Annotated in this window: 20 protein-coding genes; 16 read left to right on the forward strand and 4 right to left on the reverse strand. The window is 73.0% G+C overall.

Annotated elements, in window-relative coordinates:
• Positions 1-125 precede the first annotated feature (125 nt).
• Positions 126-2,000: an AMP-dependent synthetase/ligase gene (locus tag ACFYW7_RS02265; protein ID WP_389497098.1), complete on the forward strand. Its 1,875-nt coding sequence runs from the start codon at positions 126-128 to the stop codon at positions 1,998-2,000.
• Positions 2,001-2,161: 161 nt separating this feature from the next.
• Here the strand turns inward: ACFYW7_RS02265 and ACFYW7_RS02270 are convergent, their stop codons facing one another.
• Positions 2,162-2,746, reverse strand: coding sequence for a two-component system response regulator (locus ACFYW7_RS02270; protein ID WP_389497099.1), 585 nt, complete (start codon positions 2,744-2,746; stop codon positions 2,162-2,164).
• A 375-nt stretch (positions 2,747-3,121) separates the two neighbouring features.
• On the opposite strand from ACFYW7_RS02270, the gene ACFYW7_RS02275 reads away from it, so the two are divergent.
• The 3 genes from ACFYW7_RS02275 to ACFYW7_RS02285 all read left to right on the forward strand — a co-directional run bounded on the left by ACFYW7_RS02275 (position 3,122) and on the right by ACFYW7_RS02285 (position 7,977).
• Positions 3,122-5,221 carry a SpoIIE family protein phosphatase gene (locus tag ACFYW7_RS02275; protein ID WP_389497100.1) on the forward strand — a complete coding sequence of 700 codons (2,100 nt, stop codon included), beginning with the start codon at positions 3,122-3,124 and terminating at the stop codon, positions 5,219-5,221.
• A gap of 219 nt (positions 5,222-5,440) precedes the next feature.
• The gene (gene hemW, locus ACFYW7_RS02280; protein ID WP_389497101.1) at positions 5,441-6,673 is read left to right on the forward strand and encodes a radical SAM family heme chaperone HemW; all 1,233 of its coding nucleotides are present in this window, start codon (positions 5,441-5,443) and stop codon (positions 6,671-6,673) included.
• 26 nt (positions 6,674-6,699) lie between these two features.
• Entirely contained in the window at positions 6,700-7,977 is a 1,278-nt protein-coding gene (locus tag ACFYW7_RS02285; protein WP_389497102.1) for a hypothetical protein, read from the forward strand.
• Here ACFYW7_RS02285 and ACFYW7_RS02290 read toward each other — a convergent pair.
• Together ACFYW7_RS02290 and ACFYW7_RS02295 are read right to left on the reverse strand one after the other, a co-directional pair.
• Entirely contained in the window at positions 7,961-8,767 is an 807-nt protein-coding gene (locus ACFYW7_RS02290; protein WP_389497103.1) for a DUF3097 domain-containing protein, read from the reverse strand. The two genes, ACFYW7_RS02285 and ACFYW7_RS02290, sit on opposite strands and share 17 nt — an antisense overlap.
• Positions 8,768-8,798: 31 nt before the next feature.
• Positions 8,799-9,539: an MBL fold metallo-hydrolase gene (locus tag ACFYW7_RS02295; RefSeq protein ID WP_389497104.1), complete on the reverse strand. Its 741-nt coding sequence runs from the start codon at positions 9,537-9,539 to the stop codon at positions 8,799-8,801.
• Between the two features lie 178 nt (positions 9,540-9,717).
• Here ACFYW7_RS02295 and hrcA point away from each other — a divergent pair, with 178 nt between their 5' ends.
• The 10 genes from hrcA to ACFYW7_RS02345 all read left to right on the forward strand — a co-directional run bounded on the left by hrcA (position 9,718) and on the right by ACFYW7_RS02345 (position 20,846).
• Positions 9,718-10,734, forward strand: coding sequence for a heat-inducible transcriptional repressor HrcA (gene hrcA, locus ACFYW7_RS02300; protein WP_389498528.1), 1,017 nt, complete (start codon positions 9,718-9,720; stop codon positions 10,732-10,734).
• Positions 10,735-11,868 (forward strand): molecular chaperone DnaJ, encoded by a 1,134-nt coding sequence (gene dnaJ / locus ACFYW7_RS02305; RefSeq protein ID WP_389497105.1) that lies wholly within the window; start codon positions 10,735-10,737, stop codon positions 11,866-11,868.
• A gap of 111 nt (positions 11,869-11,979) precedes the next feature.
• On the forward strand, positions 11,980-13,074 hold the full coding sequence (locus ACFYW7_RS02310) for a nitronate monooxygenase (protein ID WP_389497106.1): 1,095 nt from the start codon (positions 11,980-11,982) through the stop codon (positions 13,072-13,074).
• Positions 13,071-13,820 carry a 16S rRNA (uracil(1498)-N(3))-methyltransferase gene (locus tag ACFYW7_RS02315; RefSeq protein WP_389497107.1) on the forward strand — a complete coding sequence of 250 codons (750 nt, stop codon included), beginning with the start codon at positions 13,071-13,073 and terminating at the stop codon, positions 13,818-13,820. Before ACFYW7_RS02310 ends, ACFYW7_RS02315 begins: the two co-directional genes overlap by 4 nt.
• A gap of 32 nt (positions 13,821-13,852) precedes the next feature.
• Positions 13,853-14,245: a VOC family protein gene (locus tag ACFYW7_RS02320; protein WP_389497108.1), complete on the forward strand. Its 393-nt coding sequence runs from the start codon at positions 13,853-13,855 to the stop codon at positions 14,243-14,245.
• 144 nt (positions 14,246-14,389) lie between these two features.
• Positions 14,390-14,950 carry a hypothetical protein gene (locus tag ACFYW7_RS02325; RefSeq protein WP_389497109.1) on the forward strand — a complete coding sequence of 187 codons (561 nt, stop codon included), beginning with the start codon at positions 14,390-14,392 and terminating at the stop codon, positions 14,948-14,950.
• Between the two features lie 73 nt (positions 14,951-15,023).
• Positions 15,024-18,236: a S41 family peptidase gene (locus ACFYW7_RS02330; RefSeq protein WP_389497110.1), complete on the forward strand. Its 3,213-nt coding sequence runs from the start codon at positions 15,024-15,026 to the stop codon at positions 18,234-18,236.
• 197 nt (positions 18,237-18,433) lie between these two features.
• A complete protein-coding gene (locus ACFYW7_RS02335) occupies positions 18,434-18,811 on the forward strand; it encodes a histidine triad nucleotide-binding protein (RefSeq protein WP_389497111.1) in 378 nt (125 codons plus the stop codon).
• 6 nt (positions 18,812-18,817) lie between these two features.
• Positions 18,818-19,723 (forward strand): ribonuclease Z, encoded by a 906-nt coding sequence (locus tag ACFYW7_RS02340; protein ID WP_389497112.1) that lies wholly within the window; start codon positions 18,818-18,820, stop codon positions 19,721-19,723.
• 130 nt (positions 19,724-19,853) lie between these two features.
• Positions 19,854-20,846, forward strand: coding sequence for an adenosine deaminase (locus ACFYW7_RS02345; RefSeq protein WP_389497113.1), 993 nt, complete (start codon positions 19,854-19,856; stop codon positions 20,844-20,846).
• A 55-nt stretch (positions 20,847-20,901) separates the two neighbouring features.
• Here the strand turns inward: ACFYW7_RS02345 and ACFYW7_RS02350 are convergent, their stop codons facing one another.
• Entirely contained in the window at positions 20,902-22,308 is a 1,407-nt protein-coding gene (locus ACFYW7_RS02350) for an MFS transporter (RefSeq protein WP_389497114.1), read from the reverse strand.
• A gap of 486 nt (positions 22,309-22,794) precedes the next feature.
• Here ACFYW7_RS02350 and ACFYW7_RS02355 point away from each other — a divergent pair, with 486 nt between their 5' ends.
• A complete protein-coding gene (locus ACFYW7_RS02355) occupies positions 22,795-23,904 on the forward strand; it encodes a carbohydrate kinase family protein (RefSeq protein WP_389497115.1) in 1,110 nt (369 codons plus the stop codon).
• A 308-nt stretch (positions 23,905-24,212) separates the two neighbouring features.
• Positions 24,213-25,280 (forward strand): PhoH family protein, encoded by a 1,068-nt coding sequence (locus ACFYW7_RS02360; RefSeq protein WP_389497116.1) that lies wholly within the window; start codon positions 24,213-24,215, stop codon positions 25,278-25,280.
• The last annotated feature ends 8 nt before the right edge of the window (positions 25,281-25,288 follow it).

Below are 25,288 nucleotides of genomic sequence, written 5' to 3' on the forward strand. Positions count from 1 at the left end.
GACCCGCCGCCTCTTACGCACCGGCCGGACGCGCTCTAGTCTGATCTCTGCTCGGTAGTTACTCGCGAGTTAAACAACAGCCGCAATTGAGCCAGCCGCACTGCCGCGGGGCCCCGGAGGATGTCGTGAGCGACACACAGACCCTGATCGAGAACCGCCCGCCGTCCGTCGCGGCCCTCTTCCTGGAGAGGGTGGAGGCCACACCGGACGCCGAGGCCTACCGCTACCCGGTGGTGCCCGCCTCGGGCGAGGGCCCGGAAGACTGGAAGTCGCTGACCTGGGGACAGGCCGCCGAGCGGGTCTTCGCCATCGCGGCCGGCCTCATCGAACTCGGCGTACAGCCGGAGCAGCGCGTCGCGCTCGCCTCCTCGACGCGGGTCGAATGGATCCTCGCGGACCTCGGCATCCTCTGCGCGGGCGCGGCCACCACGACCGTGTACCCGCAGACCAACGCCGAGGAGTCGGCGTTCATCCTCGCCGACTCCGCGAGCAGGGTCCTCATCGCGGAGGACGCGGCCCAGCTCGCCAAGGCCCGGGAGACGCGCGCGGAGCTTCCCGAGCTGACGCATGTCGTGGTCATCGACCCGGCGGGCGTGGAGACCGACGACTGGGTCCTGACGCTCGCCGACCTGGAGACGCGCGGTGCCGCGTACCTGGAGAAGCACCCCGAGCTGATCAAGGAGCACGTCGGCGCGATCACCGCCGACCAGCTCGCGACCCTCATCTACACCTCCGGCACCACGGGCCGCCCCAAGGGCGTCCGTCTGCCGCACGACAACTGGTCGTACATGGCGAAGGCGATCGCCTCGACCGGCCTGATCGGCCAGGACGACGTCCAGTACCTGTGGCTGCCGCTCGCGCACGTCTTCGGCAAGGTCCTCACCTCCGGCCAGATCGAGGTCGGTCACGTCACCGCGGTCGACGGCCGCGTGGACAAGATCATCGAGAACCTGCCGGTGGTGCGGCCGACGTACATGGCCGCCGTGCCGCGCATCTTCGAGAAGGTCTACAACGGGGTCGCGGCCAAGGCACGGGCCGGCGGCGGCGCCAAGTACAAGATCTTCCAGTGGGCCGCAGAGGTCTCCCGCGACTACGCGAAGGCCAGCCAGGACAACTTCCGCCGCACCGGCTCGGCCTCCGTGCCCTTCGCGCTGGGCGCCAAGCACAAGGTCGCCGACGCGCTCGTCTTCGCCAAGATCCGTGAAGCCTTCGGCGGCAACCTGCGCGCCTGCATCTCCGGTTCGGCCGCGCTCGCGCCGGACATCGGCTACTTCTTCGCCGGCGCCGGTATCCACATCCTGGAGGGCTACGGACTCACCGAGTCCTCCGCCGCCTCCTTCGTGAACCCGGGAGAGGCCTACCGCACCGGCACGGTCGGCAAGCCGCTGCCCGGCACCGAGGTGCGCATCGCGGACGACGGCGAGATCCTGCTGCGCGGCCCCGGCATCATGGAGGGCTACCACGGGCTGCCGGACAAGACCGCCGAGGTGCTGGAGGCGGACGGCTGGTTCCACACCGGCGACATCGGCGAGCTGTCCGTGGACGGCTACCTGAAGATCACCGACCGCAAGAAGGACCTCATCAAGACGTCGGGCGGCAAGTACATCGCGCCCGCCGAGGTCGAGGGCCAGTTCAAGGCCGTCTGCCCGTACGTCTCCAACATCCTCGTGCACGGCGCGGACCGGAACTTCTGCACCGCGCTCATCGCCCTCGACGAGCCGTCCATCCTCGGCTGGGCCAAGGACAACGGCCTGGAGGGCAAGTCGTACGCGGAGGTCGTCGCGGCGCCCGTCACGCTCGCCCTCGTCGAGGGCTACGTGAAGGAGCTCAACGCGGGTCTGCAGCGCTGGCAGACCATCAAGAAGTTCCGCCTGCTGCCCCGCGACCTGGACGTCGAGCACGGGGAGATCACCCCGAGCCTCAAGCTGAAGCGCCCGGTCGTCGAGCGGGAGTACAAGCACCTGATCGACGAGATGTACGCGGGCAGCCGCGAGGCGTAGTCCCCGGTCCGGGGCTGGGGGCGGGGCCGGTCCGACGCAAGGGTCCCGATGTCAGGGGCCGGCGTCCGGGTCCGGCGTCGGGGACCTGCGTCCGGGTCCGTGGCCCGGTGCCGACGGGAGCGGTGTCGTACGGGGCTTCTCCGCGATCGAGCGGTGAAGCCCTACGCGGCCCGCCCCCTGCGTATCTCGGTCAGCAGTTCCTCCATCCGCCGTATCCGGGAGCGGAGTTCGGACGCGTCCTGGAGGGTGCCGGCCGCCAGGTGCGCCTCGATCCTCCGCAGCCGGTCGGCGAGTTCGTCGAACTGTCCCCGCTCGCGGGCCAGCAGGTGCTCCAGTTGCCGGTTCTTGCGGTGCAGCTCGAGGAAGACGGTGACCTTGGCGCGCAGGACCCACGGGTCGAACGGCTTCGTCAGGTAGTCGGCGGCTCCGGTCGCGTACCCGCGGAAGGCGTAGCCCGCGTCGGTGTCCGTGCCCGTCAGGAAGATGATGGGCACGTCCTTGGTCTGGTCGAGCCTCTTGATGTTCGCGGCCGTCTCGAAACCGTCCATCCCCGGCATCCGGATGTCGAGCAGGACCACCGCGAACCGCTGCCGCAGCAGGGCCCGCATCGCCTCCTCGCCCGAACGCGCCCGCACCAGCGGTTCGTTGAGGGAGCCCAGGACGGCCTCCAGGGCGATCAGGTTGTCCTCCATGTCGTCGACAAGAAGGATGTTCGCGCGCTCGCCGGTCGTTGCCTCAGCGCTCATCGTGACGGTGCCTCACTCGGTCTGCGATTTCTCGGTGCCCCGCTTCGCGGCGCCTTCGCCGACGGGGTCGGCTCGCGCGGAACCGGTGTCGACGGACCCGATCGGGTCGCGGCGGCCCGCGTCCGCGCGGGGAGGCCGCGGTCGTCGAGGCGAACAGTGGACGTGCGTCCCGATGCTCGGATCTGTCCGTCTTCGGGCACATGACTACCACTGTTCTCACTCATGACGGCCCGATTCGGTGACTCGCCGCATACGGGCGCGCTCAGTCTGTCACCCTGTCCGCACCGGCTGAGGTGTATTCGTCCGAACTGCTCAGGGAGCCGCACAGTGGGGGCCATTCCGACGCAACGGGAGTCCATGGCGTGCGTCCCGGGCATGCCCGCCTATCACCGCCCCGGCCAGGACGCCGTGGCCCGCACCTCGTTGCCGGGTACCCCGCTCGCCCCCGGCGCCGCCCGCCGGTTCCTGCGCGACACGCTCGCGATCTGGGCCGAACCGGGCCTGCCGGGGCCCGGGACGACCGACGACCGGCTCGCCGACGACGCCGCCGTGGTGGTCAGCGAGCTCGTCACCAACGCCGTCGTCCACGCGGGCACCGACGTCGAGCTGTTGTGCCGCCTGGAGAGCCCGGTGGAGGGCCTGCCCGGAGCGCTGGTCCTGGAGGTCTCCGACCAGCACCCGGCCCGTGCCATACGGGACGACAGCGCCGAACACCCTTACGGGACACCGGAGTACGGGCGCGGTCTGCGTCTCGTCTCCGCTCTCTCCGAGGCCTGGGGGATCACCTACCGGCCGGGCGTCAAGACGGTGTGGGCGCGCCTGCCCGCCGACGCGAGCGCCGCTGTGCCGCCCGGACCGGACGTGTTCACGGACACCGGAGTCGTGCCCCGGACGGGCGCGTTCACGGACGCGGACGAGCCGGCCAGGTCCGGGCGGTTCACCGACGCCGACGGCGTGCCCGGGGCCGGCGGGTTCACGGACGCCGACGACCTCGCCGGGATGGGCGGGTTCGCGGACGTCGGCCGTGTGGGGGCGGCGGGCGGGGCGGATCCGGCCGGGGCCGACGCGTACGCCGAGGCGTGGTCCGCGGGGTACGAGCCGCGGGCCGCCGTCCGTTTCTCCTCCGGGGCGCTCGCCTCCGGGCCGCCGTGGGGCACGGCGCAGGCCCACGACTGGCTCGACCGGGGAGCCCTCTCCTTTCTCGCAGAGGCCTCCGACCTGCTCGCCGGACAGCTCGACGAGGACCTGGTCGCCGCGCTCGCCGGGCAGCTCCTGGTCCCCCGTCTCGCCGACTGGTGCGCGGTGTGGCTGGAGGACGAGGCCACCGACCGGGCGGGCGGCCTCGGCCTGGCCCTCGGGCCCCGCCTGGCCAGGGTCTGGCACGGCAGCGAGAACCTCATCGAGGACCTGCGCGCGGCCCTGGAGGGGGACCCGCCGCGGCTGCCCGACGCGGTGCGGTCCCGTGCCGTGCCGGTGCCCTGGCCCGGCGCGGCCCTGGGCGCGCGCGGGGTGAGCGGCGCGGCACTGGCGTACCGGCTGATCGCGGGCGGCCGGCCGCTGGGCACGCTCGTCATCGGCCGGGCCGGACTGCCGGACTTCCCCGACGAGGTCACCGGGCTCGTCGAGGACCTCAGCCGCCGCATCGCCCTCGCCATCGGCGCGGCCCGCCAGTACGCGCGCCAGGCCACCATCAGCCGGATCCTGCAACGCGGGCTGCTGCCCGGCGCGGTCGCGGAGATCCCCGGGGTGCGCAGCGCGCTCGTGTACGAGCCGCTCGACAAGGGCGGGCCCAGCGGCGACTTCTACGACGTGTTCCCGGCCGGCGACGGCCGCTGGTGCTTCGCCGTCGGCGACGTCCAGGGCAAGGGGCCCGAGGCCGCCGTCGTCATCGGCCTGGCCCGGCCCTGGCTGCGGCTGCTGGCCCGCGAGGGCTACGACGTCGCGGACGTCCTCGACCGCCTCAACCAGCTCCTGCTCGACGACGCCACGGAGGCCGCCGACGCGGCGGCCCGCGCGCTCGTGGCCGCGGGCGGACCCGGGCTCGGCACCGACCTCGGACCGCAGACGCGGTTCCTGTCCATGCTGTACGGGGAGCTGGTGCCCTTCGACGGCGGAGTCCGCTGCACCCTCGCCTCGGCGGGGCATCCGCTGCCGCTGCTGCTGGGCCCCGACGGCGACGTACGCGAGGTGGCCCGGCCGCAGACCCTGCTCGGCGTCTTCGAGGACCCGGAGTACGTCTCCGAGTCCTTCGAGCTGTATCCCGGGGACACCCTGCTGTGCGTCACCGACGGGGTCACGGAGCGGCGCGACGGGTCCCGCCAGTTCGACGACGACGACGGCCTCGCGCGCGCCCTCGCGGACTGCGCCGGCCTGAACGCCGAGTCCGTCGCGGAACGGATCCGCGGGCTCGTCCACGCATTCGGTCCGCGCCCGCCCGAGGACGACATGGCCCTCCTGGTGTTACAGGCGGAGTAGCACGCGACGGCACGCGCTTCGGGCCGGTGCCGGGGCGCGCACCCGCGGCGGTGGCGGGCGCCCGGCCGGAGACCGGCCCGCGTCCGTGCCGGACCGGGCGCGGGACGAGAGCGAGCGCCCCGTGGGACCGGACACGTGGACCCCGCCCGTGACATCGGACACGTGCGCGCCCGTCCCGGCCGGACACGTGGACCCCGCCCGTGCTGGACAATGGAACGCATGCCTTCCGCACTTCCCGACGGTGAGCCCGTCCCCGACGACGGGGCGCTGCCCGCTCACGCCCTGGCCGGGGCGGCCGAGCGGCCCCTCGGGTTCTACCTCCACGTGCCGTACTGCGCGACCCGCTGCGGCTACTGCGACTTCAACACCTACACGGCGACCGAGCTGCGGGGCACCGGCGGTGTGCTCGCCTCCCGCGACAACTACGCGGACACGCTGATCGACGAGGTCCGCCTCGCCCGCAAGGTCCTCGGCGACGACCCGCGCCCCGTCCGCACGGTCTTCGTCGGAGGCGGCACGCCCACGCTGCTGGCCGCCGACGACCTCGTACGGATGCTGGCGGCCGTCCGGGACGAGTTCGGGCTCGCGGACGACGCGGAGATCACGACAGAGGCGAACCCCGAGTCGGTCGGACCGGAGTACCTCGCGACGCTGCGCGCCGGCGGCTTCAACCGGATCTCCTTCGGCATGCAGAGCGCCCGGCAGCACGTCCTGAAGGTGCTCGACCGCACGCACACCCCCGGCCGCCCCGAGGCCTGTGTCGCCGAGGCCCGCGCGGCCGGCTTCGCACATGTGAACCTGGACCTGATCTACGGCACACCGGGGGAGTCGGACGACGACTGGCGGGCCTCGCTCGAAGCGGCCCTCGGCGCGGGACCCGACCACATCTCCGCGTACGCGCTCATCGTCGAGGAGGGCACCCAGCTCGCGCGCCGCATCCGCCGCGGCGAGGTCCCGATGACGGACGACGATGTGCACGCGGACCGCTATCTCATCGCGGACGAGGTGATGTCCGCGGCGGGCTTCGACTGGTACGAGGTGTCGAACTGGGCCACCTCCGAGGCAGGCCGCTGTCTGCACAACGAGCTGTACTGGCGCGGCGCCGACTGGTGGGGAGCGGGCCCCGGCGCGCACAGTCACGTCGGCGGCGTTCGCTGGTGGAACGTGAAACATCCGGGGGCGTACGCGGCGGCGCTGGCCTCGGGCCGCTCCCCGGGGGCCGGGCGCGAACTCCTCTCCGGCGAGGACCGCCGGGTCGAGCGCATCCTCCTCGAACTGCGGCTGCGCGAGGGCTGCCCGCTCTCGCTGCTCCGCCCGGCCGGACTCTCGGCCTCCCGCCGCGCCCTGTCCGAGGGACTCCTCGAAACCGGCCCCTACGACGAGGGCCGCGCCGTGCTCACGCTGCGCGGACGGCTGCTGGCGGACGCGGTGGTCCGGGACCTGGTGGACTGAACGCCTGTTCGCTACCGTCCGGCACCATGATCTCCAGTGGACGGCCCGACGAGGACGCGACCGTTGTGCGCTACGGAAAGCGGCAGTTGCTCCAGGTGCTGCCGTTCGTGGTGGTGCTCATCGGGAGTAGCGCGATGGGACTCTGGAGCGCCGTCCATGGGACGGCGTCCAGCTGGATGGCGCTGCTGTTGGGCATCATGGGGGTGACACTCCTCGTCTCCGCCTGGCGGGCCCGCCGCTGGATCACCGTCTTCGACTCCACCGGGTTCTGGTGGATGCGGGGCAAGGAGATCGCGCTGATCCGCTGGGACTCGCTGGCCGGGGCGGGGATCTACTGGGCGCGCGGGAGCAAAAGCGTCGTCTTCACGGTCGAGCTGTGTCCGAAGGGCGAGATCGACCGTGATGATCCGCTGCTGTGGAAGTTCGTCCGCGACACGGACCCGATCCGGCCGGACCTGCCCCGGCTCAGGTACCGCATCGACGTCCGTGGCTCCGACAAGCTGTACGAGAAGGCCCTGAGACAGTGGGCGCCCGACCTGTGGTTCGGACGCAAGGAGCAGCCGTACTCGTACCCGGGCCAGCAGGATCGCCAGGGGCACCGGGACCGGTTGGCCGGACGGACCGGCCCGGCGGCGGACGCCGCGTCCGACGCGCTGGTGCTCGACACCGTCGAGATCGGGGATTCGGTCGTCGTCCATCGTGGCGGCGTACTGGTCCGCCGCCGTCTGGCCGCGGCGTCGGTCATGGTCGCGGCCTGCGCGTGGGCCGCGTGGGCGCTCGTCCCCGAGCACGGGCACGGGGTGGGTGCCGTGGTGCGCGACGGCCTCGCCGCCGCCCTCGTGCTGTTGACCTCCTGGGCCCTCGTGACGATCGCCCGGGGTGTGGGATACATCTGGAACCAGCGGGTCACGATGGACGCCGCCGGTGTCCACGTCAGCCGGCGCGGGCGGTCCGCGACCGTGCCGTGGGAGTCGCTGACCGGCGTCGGCATCCATGGCACATCGGCCCTCCACACCCTCGAACTCTGTCCGAAGGACGAGATCGACCGCGACGACCCGATGCTGTGGATCTTCGTGCGCGACAGCGAGCCGGCGCAGCCGGGGCGACCCCGGCTGCGCCACCGCGTCTCCGTCCGGCCCGGCAGCGCCCGGCACGCCGTGGCGGCGGGCTGCCGGCGCTGGGCGCCCGACCTCTGGTTCGGCGCGCAGCGGATGCCGCCGGGCTACGAAGGGACCCCCGACGTGAAGGGCCACCGCCGCCGGACCCGGGAGGCCGCCGCCCCGGCCGTCACTCCGGCGCAGTGACGAAGTCGATCAGTTCCTCCACCCGGCCCAGCAGCTCCGGCTCCAGGTCCTTGTAGGAGCGCACCCGGGACAGGATGTGCTGCCAGGCCGCGCCGGTGTTCTCCGGCCAGCCCAGGGCCCGGCACACGCCCGTCTTCCAGTCCTGACCGCGCGGGACCCTCGGCCAGCCCGCAATACCCACGGAGGACGGCTTCACGGCCTCCCAGACGTCGATGTACGGGTGGCCGAGCACCAGGGCGTGCTCGCTCGTGACCGCCCCGGCGATCCGGGACTCCTTCGAACCCGGCACCAGATGGTCGACCAGGACGCCGAGCCGGGCGTCCGGGCCCGGGTCGAACGCGGCGACGATCGCCGGGAGGTCGTCGACGCCCTCCAGGTACTCCACGACGACGCCCTCGATCCGCAGGTCGTCGCCCCACACCCGCTCGACCAGTTCGGCGTCGTGGCGGCCCTCCACGTAGATGCGTCCGGCCCGCGCGACCCGGGCGCGGGCACCGGGCACGGACATCGAGCCGGACGCCGTGCGGCCGGGGCGTACGGGCGCGCCGGCGGCCGGGCGCACCAGGGTCACCACCCTGCCCTCCAGCAGGAAGCCACGCGGTTCCAGCGGGAACACCCGGTGCTTGCCGAAGCGGTCCTCCAGGGTCACCGTGCCCGCCTCGCAGCGGATCACCGCGCCGCAGAAGCCGGTGCCGGGCTCCTCCACCACCAGACCCCGGTCCGCCGGGACCTCGGGCACGGGCTCGGGCTTCTTCCACGGCGGGGTCAGGTCCGGAGAGTACTGGCGCATTCGGATGACGATAGGAGAAACCCGGCGGCGCTCACCGCGACACGCCGGAACCCGGCACGCCGAAACGCGCGGCCAGGGCGTCCCGCTGGGACCGTACGAACCCGGCGTCCACGACCGCGCCGTGACCCGGCACGTACACCGCGTCCTCGCCGCCCAGGTCCAGCAGCCGGTCGAGGGCCGCGGGCCAGCGCGAGGGCACGGCGTCGGGCCCCGCCTGGGGCTCGCCGGACTCCTCGACGAGGTCGCCGCAGAACACCACCGTCGGATCACCCGGCACCACGACCACCAGGTCATGGGCGGTATGGCCGTCCCCCGTCCGCACCAGCAGGACCTCGACGCCGCCGGGCAGCTCCAGGCGCCGCGTCCCCCGGACGAACCCCCCAGGGCGCACGAGGGCGTCGGCCGCCTCCTCCGCCGCCCCGGGGTCCAGCCCGTTGCGCACCGCGTCCGCGCACAGCTCGCCGCGGCCCCTCTCGTACATCTCGGCCGAGCCGTCCGCGACGAGGATCTCCGCGCCCGCGAACGCCGCCGCGCCGAAGACGTGGTCGAAATGGGGGTGGGTGAGCGCGACAAGCGTCACACGGTGCCCGACGAGGGCCTGCGCCTCCCGGCGCAGCCGCGCGCCCTCCGCGAGGCTCGATCCCGCGTCGATCAGCAGGGCCGCGCCCTCGCCGACGACGAGCCCGACGGTGCAGTCCCAGTCCGGAAGCCGCCGCCGTCCGACCCGGTCCGCCACCCTTTCCCACTCCAGCTCTTCCCAAGTCAGCCTCATGCGGCGACGCTAGCGGTGACCGGGTGCCACTCCACCACGGCGCAGGCCCGCCCTTGCCGGGGTCGTGCCGCACCGCCGTACACTGAACCGGGGAACGTTGGCACTCGTGTGCGCTGAGTGCCAGACGAAAGCCACGAAGGCCACGAAGACCACCGAGTCGACTCTGGAGGTGTGCGCGATGCTCAGTGAACGCAGGCTCGAGGTGCTGCGCGCCATCGTCCAGGACTATGTGGGCACCGAGGAACCGGTCGGTTCCAAGGCGCTCACCGAACGGCACCGCCTGGGCGTCTCGCCGGCGACCGTCCGCAACGACATGGCGGCCCTGGAGGACGAGGGCTACATCGCCCAGCCGCACACCAGTGCAGGGCGCATCCCCACGGACAAGGGATACCGGCTCTTCGTCGACAGACTCGCGGGCGTCAAGCCGATGACCGCGCCCGAGCGGCGGGCCATCCAGAACTTCCTGGACGGTGCCGTCGACCTCGACGACGTCGTCGGGCGGACCGTGCGGCTGCTCGCGCAGCTCACCCGCCAGGTCGCCGTCGTGCAGTACCCCTCGCTGACCCGCTCGACCGTGCGCCATGTGGAGCTGCTGTCACTCGCCCCCGCGCGGGTGATGCTCGTGCTGATCACGGACACCGGCCGGGTCGAGCAACGCATGATCAACTGCCCGGCGCCGTTCGGTGAGACGTCCCTCGCCGATCTGCGGGCCCGGCTCAACAGCCGGGTCGCGGGACGCCCCTTCGCGGACGTGCCGCAGCTCGTGCAGGACCTCCCGGACGCCTTCGAGGCGGAGGACCGGGGTACGGTCTCGACAGTGGTCTCCACCCTGCTGGAGACACTCGTCGAGGAGACCGAGGAGCGGCTGATGATCGGCGGTACCGCCAATCTCACCCGTTTCGGACATGACTTCCCTCTCACCATCCGGCCGGTGCTCGAAGCGCTGGAGGAGCAGGTTGTGCTCCTCAAGTTGCTTGGAGAGGCCGGGGATTCGAGCATGACCGTGCGAATCGGGCACGAGAACGCGTATGAGGGACTCAACTCCACGTCCGTGGTCTCGGTCGGCTACGGTTCGGGCGGCGAGGCAGTAGCCAAACTCGGCGTGGTCGGCCCGACCCGCATGGATTACCCGGGAACGATGGGAGCGGTACGAGCGGTGGCACGGTACGTCGGACAGATCCTGGCGGAGTCCTGAGTGGCCACGGACTACTACGCCGTTCTCGGCGTGCGCCGCGACGCGTCCCAGGACGAGATCAAGAAGGCGTTCCGGAGGCTCGCACGCGAGCTGCATCCGGACGTCAATCCCGATCCGAAGACGCAGGAGCGATTCAAAGAGATCAACGCCGCCTACGAGGTGTTGTCGGACCCGCAGAAGAAGCAGGTCTACGACCTCGGCGGTGACCCGCTGTCCCAGCAGGGCGGCGCCGCCGGAGGCTTCGGCGCGGGCGGCTTCGGGAACTTCTCGGACATCATGGACGCCTTCTTCGGCACGGCGTCGCAGCGCGGACCGCGCTCGCGCACCCGCCGGGGCCAGGACGCCATGATCCGGCTGGAGATCGAGCTGGACGAGGCGGCCTTCGGCACCACGAAGGACATCCAGGTCGACACGGCCGTCGTCTGCGCCACCTGCAGCGGCGAGGGTGCCGCCCCCGGCACCACCGCGCAGACCTGTGACATGTGCCGCGGTCGCGGCGAGGTGTCCCAGGTGACGCGGTCCTTCCTCGGCCAGGTCATGACCTCGCGGCCGTGTCCGCAGTGCCAGGGCTTCGGCACCGTGGTCCCGACCCCGTGCCACGAGTGCGCGGGCGACGGCCGGGTCCGGTCCCGTCGCACCCTCACGGTCAAGATCCCGGCCGGTGTGGACAACGGCACCCGGATCCAGCTCGCGGGCGAGGGCGAGGTCGGCCCCGGCGGCGGCCCCGCCGGCGACCTGTACGTCGAGATCCACGAGCTGCCGCACTCGACCTTCCAGCGGCGCGGCGACGACCTGCACTGCACGGTCACCCTCCCGATGACCGCGGCGGCCCTCGGCACGAAGGTGCCGCTGGAGACGCTCGACGGCATGGAGGAGGTCGACATCCGTCCGGGCACGCAGTCCGGCCAGTCGATCCCGCTGCACGGCCGGGGCGTCACCCACCTGCGGGGCGGCGGACGCGGCGACCTCATCGTGCACGTCGAGGTCACCACGCCGACCAAGCTCGACCCGGAGATGGAGCGGCTCCTGCGCGAGCTCGCCATACTGCGCGGCGAGGAGCGGCCCACCGGTCAGTTCCAGCCCGGTCAGCAGGGGCTCTTCTCCCGGCTGAAGGACGCCTTCAACGGCCGTTGACCCAAGCGCGGCACGGGGTGGGATGCCACCCCGTGCCCGCCGGTCGCGGCGGCCCGTGCCGGGCGGACGGCCGGATTCGGACTTGCCCTGGGGACGTGACAACATGCCGTCATGTCCTCCGCACTGACCGATCTCTTCCCTCACCCGATCGTGCAGGCCCCCATGGCGGGCGGCGTCTCCGTCCCGCAGCTCGCGGCCGCGGTGTCCGATGCGGGCGGGCTCGGATTCCTCGCCGCCGGGTACAAGACCGCCGACGGCATGTACCAGGAGATCAAGCAGCTTCGCGGACTGACCGGCCGTCCTTTCGGCGTCAACCTGTTCATGCCGCAGCCCGAGCACGCGGACGCCGCCACGGTCGAGGTGTACGCCTGCCAGCTCGCGGGTGAGGCCGCCTGGTACGAGGTCGAGCTCGGCGACCGGGACAGCGGACGTGACGACGGCTACGACGCCAAACTCGCCGTCCTCCTCGACAACCCGGTGGCGGCGGTGTCCTTCCACTTCGGCGTGCCGAGCCAGGACGTGCTCGACTCCCTGCGCCGCGCCGGCACCCTCACCCTGGTCACCGCGACCACAGCCGCGGAGGCACTCGCCGTGCAGCGGGCCGGCGCCGACGCGGTCATCGTGCAGGGCATCGAGGCCGGCGGCCACCAGGGCACCCACCGCGACAACCCGGAGACGGACGGCACGGGCATCGGCCTGCTCTCCCTGGTCGCGCAGGTCCGCGAGGCCGTGGGGATCCCGATCGTCGCGGCCGGCGGCATCATGCGCGGCAGCCAGATCGCCGCCGTGCTCGCCGAGGGAGCGAACGCCGCCCAGCTCGGCACCGCGTTCCTCGCCACCCCCGAGTCCGGCGCGCACGCCGTGCACAAGCAGGCGCTGACCGACCCCCTGTTCGTCCGCACGGAACTCACGCGCGCGTTCTCCGGGCGTCCGGGGCGCGGGCTGGCCAACCGCTTCATGCGCGAGCACGGTCCGTACGCCCCCGCCGCCTACCCCGAGGTCCACCACCTCACCGTGCCGCTGCGCAAGGCGGCCGCCAAGGCGGGCGACGCGCAGGGCATGGCGCTGTGGGCGGGACAGGGGCACCGCATGGCACGCGAGCTGCCCGCCGGGCAGCTCGTGGAGGTACTGAACGCCGAGATCGCCGCCGCGCGGACAGCGTTGTCGGCGGCCGAGGAGATCCCGGAAGAGGGAGCGGCCCGATGACAGCACCGGTGTTCCTGGTCGAGCACTTCGACGCGGGCGGCGGCGGACGTTACGTCCTCGACGGCCCCGAGGGACGGCACGCCGTCTCCGTGAAACGGCTGCGGGCCGGCGAGGACGTCGTACTCACCGACGGCGCCGGCCGCTGGGCGGACTGCGTGGTCCTCGACACCGAGGGCAAGGACCGGCTGATCGTGAAGATGGACACGGTGGCCGAGGAACCGGCCGAGGAGCCCCGCATCACGGTCGTCCAGGCACTGCCCAAGGGCGACCGGGGCGAACTGGCCGTCGAGACCATGACCGAGACCGGCGTCGACGCCGTCGTCCCCTGGGCGGCCTCCCGTTGCATCACGCAGTGGAAGGGCGAGAGGGGCCTGAAGGCTCTCGCCAAGTGGCGCGCCACCGCCCGGGAATCCGGCAAGCAGTCCCGCCGGGTGCGCTTCCCGGAGGTCGCGGACGCGATGACGACCAAGCAGGTTGCCGCACTTCTCGCCAAAGCCGACCTCGCCGCCGTGCTCCACGAGGACACCGAGGCCGGCACCGAGCCGTTCGCGACGGCGGCCCTGCCCGGCTCCGGTGAGATCGTCCTGGTGGTCGGCCCCGAGGGGGGGATCTCCCCCGAAGAGGTCGCCCTCTTCACCGCGGCGGGGGCGAAGACGTTCCACCTGGGGCGTACGGTGCTGCGTACGTCGACGGCGGGGACCGTGGCCACGGCACTGCTGCTGGCCCGCACCGGCCGCTGGTCCTGACCCCCACCGTCCGCACATCCAGCAGGGAACCCATGGAACTCGCCCAGGTACGGCTGCTCGTCTCCGACTTCCCCGCCTGCTACCGCTTCTACTCGGAGGTCCTCGGCCTCAAGCCCCAGTCGGGCGCCGCCGAGGGCCCGTACGAGAAGTTCAGTCCCGTCACGGGGTCCGCCGGCATCGCCCTCCAGGACCGCGCCATGATGACCGGGATCCTGGGCGAGATCGGCGACGAGGTGGCCGGGCACCGCTCGCTGGTCGTGCTGCGGGTGGACGACCTCGACACCTACTGCGAGCAGGTCGTCTCGCGCGGCGCGACCCTGGTGCACGGCCCGGCGCCCATGACCGAACGCATGCGCGTCGCCCACCTCAAGGACCCCGAGGGGAACCTCGTGGAACTCCAGGAGTGGCTCCTGCTGCTGGGCTGACCGGCGGCCCCCGGCCCGGCGGGCCGGGGGACGGGGAACCTCCCCCGTGACCCGGGGGAGAGGGGCAACTCCTTCGGGTGGTTGTGCCCCCGATGGCCGCATGCGGTCTACCGCGCCGCGCCGCGCGGTGGCACGCTGCCGTCCATGGGGGCATTGAGGCGGATCAGGCGCCGGGCGGTGCGCGAGCGGGTGCTGACGGCACTCGGGCTGGCCGCGGCCGGTGTGTTCGCGGTGACCGGGTGCGAGCCCGGTGACGGCCTCAGCGCCGCCACCGTGGCCTACACGACCGACCAGACGGCGACCAAGCAGCTCGAACGGCAGCACGTGGACGTCAGTTGGCTCACCTGCACCGCGAACTACGGCGGCGCCGACAAGGCCCCCACCCCCGGCAGGTCACGCTCGCCGAGCGAGAACACCGTGGTGTCCGTCGACTGCCGGGGCCAGACCGAGGACGGACGGGACATCACCGTCAAGGGCAAGGTCACCCGCGCGGTCAGCGGTGCCTGCGTACGCGGCGACCTGCGCGCCACCGTCGGCGGGAAGCAGTGGTTCCACGTGAGCGGTCTGGGCAACTGCGACACCACCACCCCGCCGGCCACCTACCGACCCCCGGACGGACAGCCCGACCCGACCGTCACCGTCACCGTCACGAAGACGATGTGGTGCAAGGGCGACCCCACCTGCTGGCCCGCACAGGGCAAGTGACCTGCCGGGCCGTACGAGGTTCAAGTGATCCGAACCTCTGTCGGGGCGTCCACGGGCTGCGTAGGGTGACCGGGTGACAGAGTCCGCAGCCTCCGCGTATCTCCGGTTCCCGCACCTGCACGGCGAGTTGGTCGTCTTCACGGCCGAGGACGACATCTGGGCCGCCGCCCTCGACGGCGGCGGCCGCGCCTGGCGGGTCAGCGCCGACGACGTACCGGTGAACCATCCGCGCATCTCCCCGGACGGCACGACCGTGGCCTGGACGTCCACGCGTGACGGAGCCCCCGAGGTCCACGTCGCCGCCCTGGACGGCGGGCCCGCCAGACGGCTGACGTACTGGGGCAGTTCGAAGACCCAGGTGCGCGGCTGGACCCCCGACGGACAGGTGCTCGCGCTCAGCACCCAGGGCCAGGCCAGCCTGCGCCGCACCTGGGCACGGTCCGTCCCGCTCGACGGCGGCCCCGCCACGACCCTGCCGTACGGCCCCGTCGGCGACGTCGCCCACGGCGCGCCCGGCGTCGTCCTGCTGTCCGCCCCGATGGGCCGCGAGGCCGCCTGGTGGAAGCGCTACCGGGGCGGGACGGCGGGCAAGCTGTGGATCGACCGGGACGGCCGGGGCGAGTTCGTCCGGCTGCACGAGGACGTCGACGGAAACCTCGAACACCCCCTCTGGGTGGGCGAACGGATCGCCTTCCTGTCCGACCACGAGGACGTCGGGGCCCTGTACTCCTCCCTCGCCGACGGATCCGACCTGCGCCGCCACACGCCCCTCGACCACTTCTACGCCCGCCACGCGGCCACCGACGGCACCCGCGTCGTGTACGCCTCCGCCGGTGAACTGTGGCTCCTCGACGACCTCGACGGCGCCGAGCCGCGCCGCCTCGACATCCGGCTCGGCGGCCAGCGCGTCGACCAGCAGCCGCACCCCGTCAGCGCCGCGCGCTGGTTCTCCGCCGCCGCGCCCGACCACACCGGACGCGGCAGCGCCGTCTCCGTGCGCGGCGCCGTCCACTGGGTCACCCACCGCTCCGGCCCGGCCCGCGCGCTCGCCACCACCCAGGGCGTCCGCGCCCGGCTGCCCCACACCTTCCGTGCCGAGGGTGAGGAGCACGTGGTGTGGGTGACGGACGCGGAGGGCGACGACGCCCTCGAGTTCGCCCCCGCCACCGGCGTCGCCCCCGGGGCCACCCCGCGACGGCTCGCCGCGGGCGCGCTCGGCAGGGTCCTCGGCCTCGCCGTGGCACCCGACGGGAGCCGCGCCGCCGTCGCCTCCCACGACGGGCGCGTGCTGCTCGTCGAGCGCGAGAGCGGCGAGGTCCGCGAGGTGGACCGCAGCGAGGACGGCGAGGTCACCGGGCTCGTCTTCTCCCCCGACTCGGCCTGGCTCGCCTGGTCGCACCCCGGACCGCGCCCGCTGCGCCACCTCAAGCTCGCCAACACCACCGACCTGTCGGTGACCGACGCGACCCCGCTGCGCTTCCGCGACTACGCGCCCGCGTTCACCCTCGACGGCAAGCACCTCGCGTTCCTCTCGGCCCGGGCCTTCGACCCCGTCTACGACGAGCACGTCTTCGACCTGGCCTTCGTCGGCGGCTCCCGGCCCTACCTGATCACCCTCGCGGCGACGACACCCTCCCCCTTCGGACCGCAGCGCCACGGCAGACCCTTCGAGACACCCGACAAGGACGAGACCCCCGACAGCGAGGGCACCCCCAGCACCCGCATCGACCTCGACGGACTCGCCGACCGGATCGTGCCGTTCCCCGTCGAGGCCGCCCGCTACTCGACGCTGCGCGCCGCCAAGGACGGGGTGCTCTGGCTGCGCCACCCGGTCCGCGGCGTGCTCGGCGCCTCCCGCGCCACCCCGGACGACCCGGACCCGAAGACCGAACTGGAGCGGTACGACCTCGCCCAGCAGCGCATCGAGCACCTCGCCGCCGACGCCGACCACTTCACCGTCACCGGCGACGGCAAGCGGGTCCTGCTGTGGACCGACGGCAAGCTCAAGGTCGTCCCCAGCGACCGGCGCGCCTCGAACGACGACGAGAGCGACACGAACATCACCGTCGACCTGTCGCGGGTGCGCCAGACCGTCGACCCGGCCGCCGAGTGGCGCCAGATGTACGACGAGACCGGCCGCCTCATGCGGGACAACTTCTGGCGCCCCGACCTGGGCGGCGTCGACTGGGACGCGGTCCTCGACCGCTACCGCCCCGTCCTGGACCGGGTCGCCACCCACGACGACCTCGTCGACCTGCTCTGGGAGGTCCAGGGAGAACTGGGCACCTCGCACGCGTACGTCACCCCGCGCGGCGGCCGGGGCGGCGGCGACCGGGCGCAGGGACTCCTCGGGGCGGACATCTCCCGCCACGAGGACGGCAGTTGGCGCATCGACCGGATCCTCCCCTCGGAGACCTCCGACCCGGACGCGCGGGCCCCGCTCGCCGCGCCCGGAGTCGCCGTGCGCGCCGGGGACGCGATCGTCGCGGTCGGCGGACAGCCGGTGGACCCGGTGACCGGACCCGCGCCGCTGCTCGTCGGCACGGCCGGCAAACCGGTCGAACTGACGGTCTCGCCCTCGGGCGGCGGCGACCCCCGGCACGCGGTCGTCGTCCCGCTCGCCGACGAGGAACCGCTGCGCTACCACGCGTGGGTCGCCGACCGGCGGGCCTACGTCCACGAGCGGTCCGGCGGGCGCCTCGGCTATCTGCACGTGCCGGACATGGTCGGCTCCGGCTGGGCGCAGCTCCACCGCGACCTGCGCATCGAGGTGGCCCGCGAGGGCCTCGTCGTGGACGTCCGCGAGAACCGCGGCGGCCACACCTCCCAGCTCGTCGTGGAGAAACTCGCCCGGCGGATCGTCGGCTGGGACCTGCCCCGCGGCCTGCGCCCCTACAGCTACCCGGAGGACGCGCCGCGCGGCCCGGTCGTCGCCGTCGCCAACGAGTTCTCCGGCTCCGACGGCGACATCGTCAACGCGGCGATCAAGGCGCTCGGCATCGGACCCGTGGTCGGCACCCGCACCTGGGGCGGCGTCATCGGCATCGACAGCCGCTACCGCCTCGTCGACGGCACCCTCGTCACCCAGCCCAAGTACGCCTTCTGGCTGGAGGGTTACGAGTGGAGCGTCGAGAACCACGGCGTCGATCCCGACATCGAGGTCGTCCAGGCCCCGCAGGACCACGCGGCCGGCCGCGACACCCAGCTCGACGAGGCGGTCAGGATCGCGCTGGCCGCGCTGGAGGAGAACCCGGCGAGGACCGCCCCCGCGCTGCCGCCGCTGTGATCCGGCACGGGCGGGCGGCGTGAGAGGCGGCCCGCCCGCGCCGGGCCGCCAGGTCCTGTCGCCCGGTGCGGCGAGTGGGGGTGCCCCCTGCCCGCAGAGCTCGGGGGAGCGTGCATGGCGTCGCGGGACAGGCGGGAAGGTGACGACAGGGCCTAGCATGCCCAGGTAATGATCGGCTGGCGTGAGGAGGCACACGCATGGCGCAGGAGCCGAGGCGGGAAGACGGCGGGGAACCGCAGGACGACTGTCTGTTCTGCAAGATCGTGGCGGGGCAGATCCCGGCGACACTGGTACGCGAGACGGACACGGTCGTGGCGTTCCGCGACATCAACCCGCAGGCGCCGACCCACATCCTGGTCATCCCCAAACTGCACTACCCGGACGCGGCCTCCCTGGCCGCCGCCGAACCCGGCGTCCTCGCGGACGTCCTGCGCGAGGCCGGTGAGGTCGCGGGCGAGGAGAAGCTGGACAGCTACCGCATCGTCTTCAACACGGGCAGCGGCGCCGGCCAGACCGTCTTCCACGCGCACGCCCACCTGTTGGGCGGCCGCGGTCTCCAGTGGCCGCCGGGATAGCCCGCCTTGTCCGCACGTGAACTGGTGGTCCTCGGCACCGCCAGCCAGGTCCCGACCCGGCACCGCAACCACAACGGCTATCTGCTGCGCTGGGACGGCGAGGGTCTCCTCTTCGACCCGGGCGAGGGCACCCAGCGCCAGATGCTGCGCGCCGGGGCCGCCGCGCACGACCTGAACCGCATCCTCGTCACCCACTTCCACGGCGACCACTCGCTCGGACTCGCCGGGGTGATCCAGCGCGTCAACCTCGACCGCGTACCGCACGAGGTGACCGCGCACTACCCGCTCTCCGGACAGCACTTCTTCGAGCGGCTGCGGTACGCCACGGCCTACCGCGAGACGGTCGCGCTGACCGAGGCGCCGGTCGCGGACGACGGCGTGCTCGCGACGACCCCCGCGTACACCCTCGAGGCCCGCCGGCTCTCCCACCCCGTCGAGTCCTTCGGGTACCGGCTGGTCGAACCCGACGGCCGGCGGATGCTGCCCGAGCGGCTCGCCGAGCACGGGATCAGGGGCCCCGACGTCGGCGTGCTGCACCGCGAGGGCTCGCTGCGCGGCGTCACGCTGGACGACGTCAGCGAGGTGCGGCGCGGCCAGCGGTTCGCGTTCGTCATGGACACCCGGCTGTGCGAGGGGGTGGACGCCCTCGCCGAGGACTGCGACCTGCTCGTCATCGAGTCGACCTTCCTCGACGGTGACCACAAGCTCGCCTCGGACCACGGACATCTGACCGCCGGGCAGGCGGGCCGGGTGGCCAAGGAGGCGGGCGTACGGCACCTCGTGCTCACCCACTTCAGCCAGCGCTACTCCGATCCCGGGGAGTTCGAGCGCGAGGCCCGCGCGGCGGGGTTCGACGGGGAACTGACGGTGGCGCACGATCTGGTCAGGGTGCCGGTCCCCAAGCGCCGGTGACGGGGCGACGGACCCGGGCCGGGGCCCGTCGCCCGCGGTTCGCCGCGGGCCGGGTCCGGGCTGGGTCCGGCACCGGTGTCGGGAAGGTGCCGGTTTCGGTGTGCCCGGGAATCGACCGTACGATGCTTCGATGTCCCTCCCCAAGGCTGAACTGCACCTTCACATCGAAGGCACCCTCGAACCCGAACTGGCCTTCGCGCTCGCCGCCCGCAACGGCGTCACCCTGCCGTACGCGAACACCGAGGAGCTGCGCGAGGCGTACCTCTTCGACGACCTCCAGACGTTCCTGAACCTGTACTACGAGCTGATGGCCGTGCTGCGGACGGAGGAGGACTTCGCCGACCTGGCCGACGCCTACCTCGCCCGGGCCGCCGCGCAGGGCGTGCGGCACGCGGAGATCTTCTTCGACCCGCAGGCGCACATCGCCCGGGGCGTGCCGATGGGGACGGTCGTCGAGGGGTTGTGGCGGGCGCTCGGGCGCAGCGAGGAGACCCACGGCGTCTCCACCCAGCTGATCATGTGCTTCCTGCGCGACGAGTCCGCCCAGTCGGCCATGGACACCCTGGAGGCCGCGAAGCCCCACCTCGACCGGATCGTCGGCATCGGACTCGACTCCGCCGAGGTCGGCCACCCGCCGGCCAAGTTCCGGGCGGTGTACGAGGCCGCGGCCGAGCTCGGTCTGCGGCGCGTGGCGCACGCCGGCGAGGAGGGGCCGCCCGCTTACATCACCGAGGCCCTCGACGTCCTCGGCGTCGAGCGCGTCGACCACGGGCTGCGCTGCATGGAGGACCCCGCGCTCGTCGAGCGACTGGTCCGGGAGCGGGTGCCGCTGACCCTCTGCCCGCTGTCGAACGTACGGCTGCGCGCCGTGGACGTCCTGGCGGAGCATCCGCTGCCCGCCATGCTCGACGCCGGGCTGCTGTGCACGGTCAACTCCGACGACCCCGCCTACTTCGGCGGGTACGTCGGCGACAACTTCCGCGCGGTGCGCGAGGCCCTCGGGCTCGGCGAGGAGCGGCTGCGGGAACTGGCGCGCAACTCGTTCGAGGCGTCCTTCCTGGAACACGACGAGGAGCGGCGGGCCCGCTACATCGCCGAGGTCGAGGCGTACGAGTTCCCCTAGGCCCTGACGCCGCGGGGCCGCCCTCCGGGCGACGGCGGGAAGGTGACGGCACGGCCTAGCGGGCCGCCACCGGGTGCCGGGGACCCGCCGCGTCGGACGCCGCCGGCCCGGCCGACGGGGCCTGCGAGGCGATCGCCGTGGCGGGGGGCTCCGGGCCGATCTCGGCGAAGGGCCGCTCGGCCGCCGGGACCGGCGCCAGGGTGATCTCCACGACCGGGACCTCCGGGAACCGGCCGTCCGAGACGGGGAGTTCGGTGGACCCGCCGCCCATGACCGGGACCGGCGCCACCGGTTCGGTCGCGACCGGCACCTCCACGACGGGGATCTCCACGACCTGCGTGCCGCGTCGCGAGCGCAGGGCCACCAGCGTCATCGGGACGCTCACCAGCAGCAGACCCGCCGCCAGGACCGTGCCCATCGCCGGGTAGCCCGCCCGCGCCGACAGCAGACTGCCGGTGAGCGGACCGCAGGCCGTGCCGAGCGAGGAGGCGGAACCGACGAGGACCGCCCACCGGCCCCGCGGGTCCATGGACGCGGCGAGACCGATCACGTAGGTGAGCACGACCGGGTACAGCGCGTTCCAGGCGATCTCGCCCGACGCGAACGACGTCAGGTCGGTGGCCGCCGAGCTGAGCGCGATGCAGCCGGCTATCAGCGCCGTGCCCAGGCCGATCGGCAGCGCCCGGCCGAGCCGCGGGCCGAGGACGCCCGCTCCGACGACCCCGAGCAGTCCGGCGCCGAGCGCCACCGCGAACACCGCGCCGACCGTGACCTCGCTCAGGCCCGCCTGGGTCACGCCGATCCGGCCGCTGACGCCCCACAGGGAGTTCTGCGCGAGGGACCAGAAGAGCATCGAGGCGGCCAGGAGCAGGCCGGAGCGCCGGTGCGGGAGCGCACCGGCGGCACGCCGGGTGTGGGCGGCCGGCGCGTGCGCGGGCAGCCGTCCCGTCAGGGGCAGGACGAGCAGGGCGGTACAGGCGATCGCGGCGAGCGGGACGCCGTGCGCCGGGCCGAGGTGGGGGATCGTCAGGTACAGCGCGCCCGCGAGGCCGGAGACCCCGAGCAGACCCAGCGTGGTGACCCGGTGCGGATCGCGCCGGCCGGCGATTCCGGTCGCGGCGACCGTGGTGGCCGTACCCGATCCGAAGCCGCCGACGATCGCGCCGGCGACCACGAGGGGCACGGCTCCGCAGAGCGCGGCGGTGCCGTAGCCGACGACGGCGAGGAGCAGACCGGCGCGGGCCAGAGCGCGCGGGCCGAAACGGTCGACGCGGGAGGCGAGCAGGAAGCCGGACGAGGCGGAGCCCAGCAGCAGGACACTGCCGATGGCTCCGGCCTGCGTGGCCGAGAGCGGGAGCCCCGCGTCCAGCCGGCCGACGGTGGTGGGCAGCAGATACGCGGCGAGGTACCCGGCCGTGAAAAGGGCGACGAGGGGCCAGGGCGTGGGGGTGCGGGCGGACACGGGCGTTCCCAGGGCATGCGAGAGCGACTCGGAAGAGAGAGGGGGAGGAGCGGCTGTCGACGGACAGGAACGCGCGGGCAATTTGTATCAAAGTGGGGGGTCCGCGAAAAAGGTGTGACGGTGTGATCTGGGGCACTCTTTGTTTGAGGTGGGGGCCGAGGGGGCAGCCAGGCCCCTTCTCCCGGCACCGGACGGTGCCGGACGTCATCACCCGGCGCGGGAGCGGGGCCGGCCCCCGCTCGGGGGAAGGCGGTCGGGCCGCCCTGGCGCGAGCCGTCGGAGCACGCCTCCCGCACCCCGGAAGGACCGCGTACCGGCAGGTGGCCGCGGGTGCGCGCCCCTCGGCGGGGGCGGCGGCGGGCGCGGGTCGGTGACCGGTGGAGCCCCGCCCGCACCACGGGCGGCGACAGCCCCGGCGTGACCCACGGCCCGTCCGGCCGGTGTGGTGCACACTGGCCAGATCCGTACCACCCCAGGGAGCGCACCGTGATCGCGTCCAACGGCGGGGGACCGTTCCGCCAGGCCCATGTCGACCCGCTCGCCCGGCTGCGCACGGCGCAGGACCCGCCCTGGGACGTCTACCTCACCGGCCCCGTCTTCCTGGACATCATCTTCACCGGGCTGGACTCCGCCCCCGTGCGCGGCACCGAGTCCTGGGCGCGGGGCATGGGTTCGAGCCCCGGCGGGGTCGCGAACATGGCGACCGCCCTCGCCCGGCTGGGTCTGAGGACCTCGCTCGCCGCGGCCTTCGGGGACGACCACTACGGCGAGTACTGCTGGGACGCGCTCGAACAGGGCGAGGGCATCGATCTGACGCCGTCGCGGGCCGTGCCCGGCTGGCACTCGCCGGTCACCGTGTCGATGGCGTACGAGGGCGAGCGGACCATGGTCAGCCACGGGCACGAGCCGCCCCCCGAGGAGCCCGCCCCGGACTGCCCGCCCCGCGCGCGTGCCGCCGTCGCCTCGCTGACCCCGGGAATCCGCGCGCCCTGGCTCGCGCAGGCCGCGAGCCGCGGGACCCGGATCTTCGCGGACGTCGGCTGGGACGACACCGGCCGCTGGGACCTGGCGGGCCTCGCCGACCTGGCGCACTGCGAGGCGTTCCTGCCGAACGCCGAGGAGGCCATGCGGTACACCGGCGCCGACTGCCCGCGCGCGGCGGCGCACGCGCTCGCCGAGCACGTGCCGCTGGCGGTCGTCACCCTCGGCGCCGACGGCGCCTACGCCGTGGACGGCGGCTCGGGGGAGTGCGCCGAGGTTCCCGCGATCGCCGTCGAGGCGCTGGACCCGACGGGCGCGGGGGACGTCTTCGTCGCCGGATTCGTCATGGGGACGCTGGCCGACTGGCCGCTCGCCGACCGGCTCGCCTTCGCCGGGCTCACCGCCGCGCTCTCCGTCCAGGAGTTCGGCGGATCGCTGTCGGCGCCCGGCTGGTCGGAGATCGCCGCCTGGTGGCGCCGGGTCCAGTCGGTCGACGACCAGGACCCGGCGGCCCTGCGCCGGTACGCCTTCCTGGAGGGACTGCTCCCCGAGGTCACCCGCCCCTGGCCGCTGCGGCGGGCCGTGCCGACGATCGGGTTCGGCCGCTCGGCGTGAGACCGGCCCGTCGTGGGGCGCTCGATCAAACGGGCGCTCGATCGAACGGAGTGCCCGACGAGGGGACGGCCGGTCGCGGAGAGCCCGATCGTGGGTCCTCCCTCGCCGTAGGCGCGTCCGTGCCCGCGGCCCCGAGGCCGGGGACGGGGCCGGAGGCGCCTGATCGTCTCGCTCTCAGGTCACGACGTCGTGACGTCGGGAAAAGCCCTACGGCTCTGTCAGCGCCGCGACGTACGCTGGGAACGCAAGGCTGCCCGTGTGGCAAGCGTGCCGACCGAGGAGGATACGCAGGCCTACAGAGCCGGCCCATGACTCAGACACCCACAGCTCACGACCCCGCTCAGGGGCAGGCACGCGCGCACTTCACCGTCCCGGCCAAACACCCCATGGTGACGGTGCTGGGTTCCGGGGACTCCCTCCTGCGCGTGATCGAGAAGGCCTTCCCGGCGGCCGACATCCACGTCCGGGGAAACGAGATCAGTGCGGTCGGCGACGCCGATGAAGTCGCTCTCGTCCAGCGCCTGTTCGACGAGATGATGCTGGTGCTCCGCACGGGGCAGCCCATGACGGAGGACGCAGTGGAACGCTCGATCGCCATGCTCAGGGCGAGCGAGAACGGGGAGGGCGACGGCCAGGAGACTCCGGCCGAGGTGCTCACGCAGAACATCCTGTCCTCGCGAGGCCGCACCATCCGCCCCAAGACGCTCAACCAGAAGCGTTACGTGGACGCCATCGACAAGCACACCATCGTCTTCGGCATCGGCCCCGCCGGTACCGGCAAGACGTACCTCGCGATGGCGAAGGCCGTCCAGGCGCTCCAGTCCAAGCAGGTCAACCGCATCATCCTGACCCGCCCGGCGGTCGAGGCCGGCGAGCGGCTGGGATTCCTGCCCGGCACGCTGTACGAGAAGATCGACCCGTACCTGCGCCCCCTGTACGACGCCCTGCACGACATGCTCGACCCCGACTCGATCCCGAGGCTCATGGCGGCAGGGACGATCGAGGTCGCACCGCTGGCGTACATGAGGGGCCGCACCCTCAATGACGCTTTCATCATTCTGGACGAGGCCCAGAACACCAGCGCCGAGCAGATGAAGATGTTCCTCACCCGGCTCGGCTTCGACTCGAAGATCGTGATCACGGGTGACGTCACGCAGGTCGACCTCCCGAGCGGCACCAAGTCGGGTCTGCGGCAGGTCCAGGACATCCTCGAGGGCCTCGACGACGTGCACTTCTCGCGGCTCACGTCCCAGGATGTCGTCCGGCACAAGCTGGTCGGCCGTATCGTCGACGCGTACGAGAAGTACGACAGCGAGAACGGCACCGAGAACGGCTCCCACAAGGGCCGCGGCAACGCCGGACACAAGGGGAAGTAGACCAGCAC

The organism is Streptomyces sp. NPDC002580, assembly GCF_042889485.1.
Lineage (GTDB): Bacteria > Actinomycetota > Actinomycetes > Streptomycetales > Streptomycetaceae > Streptomyces.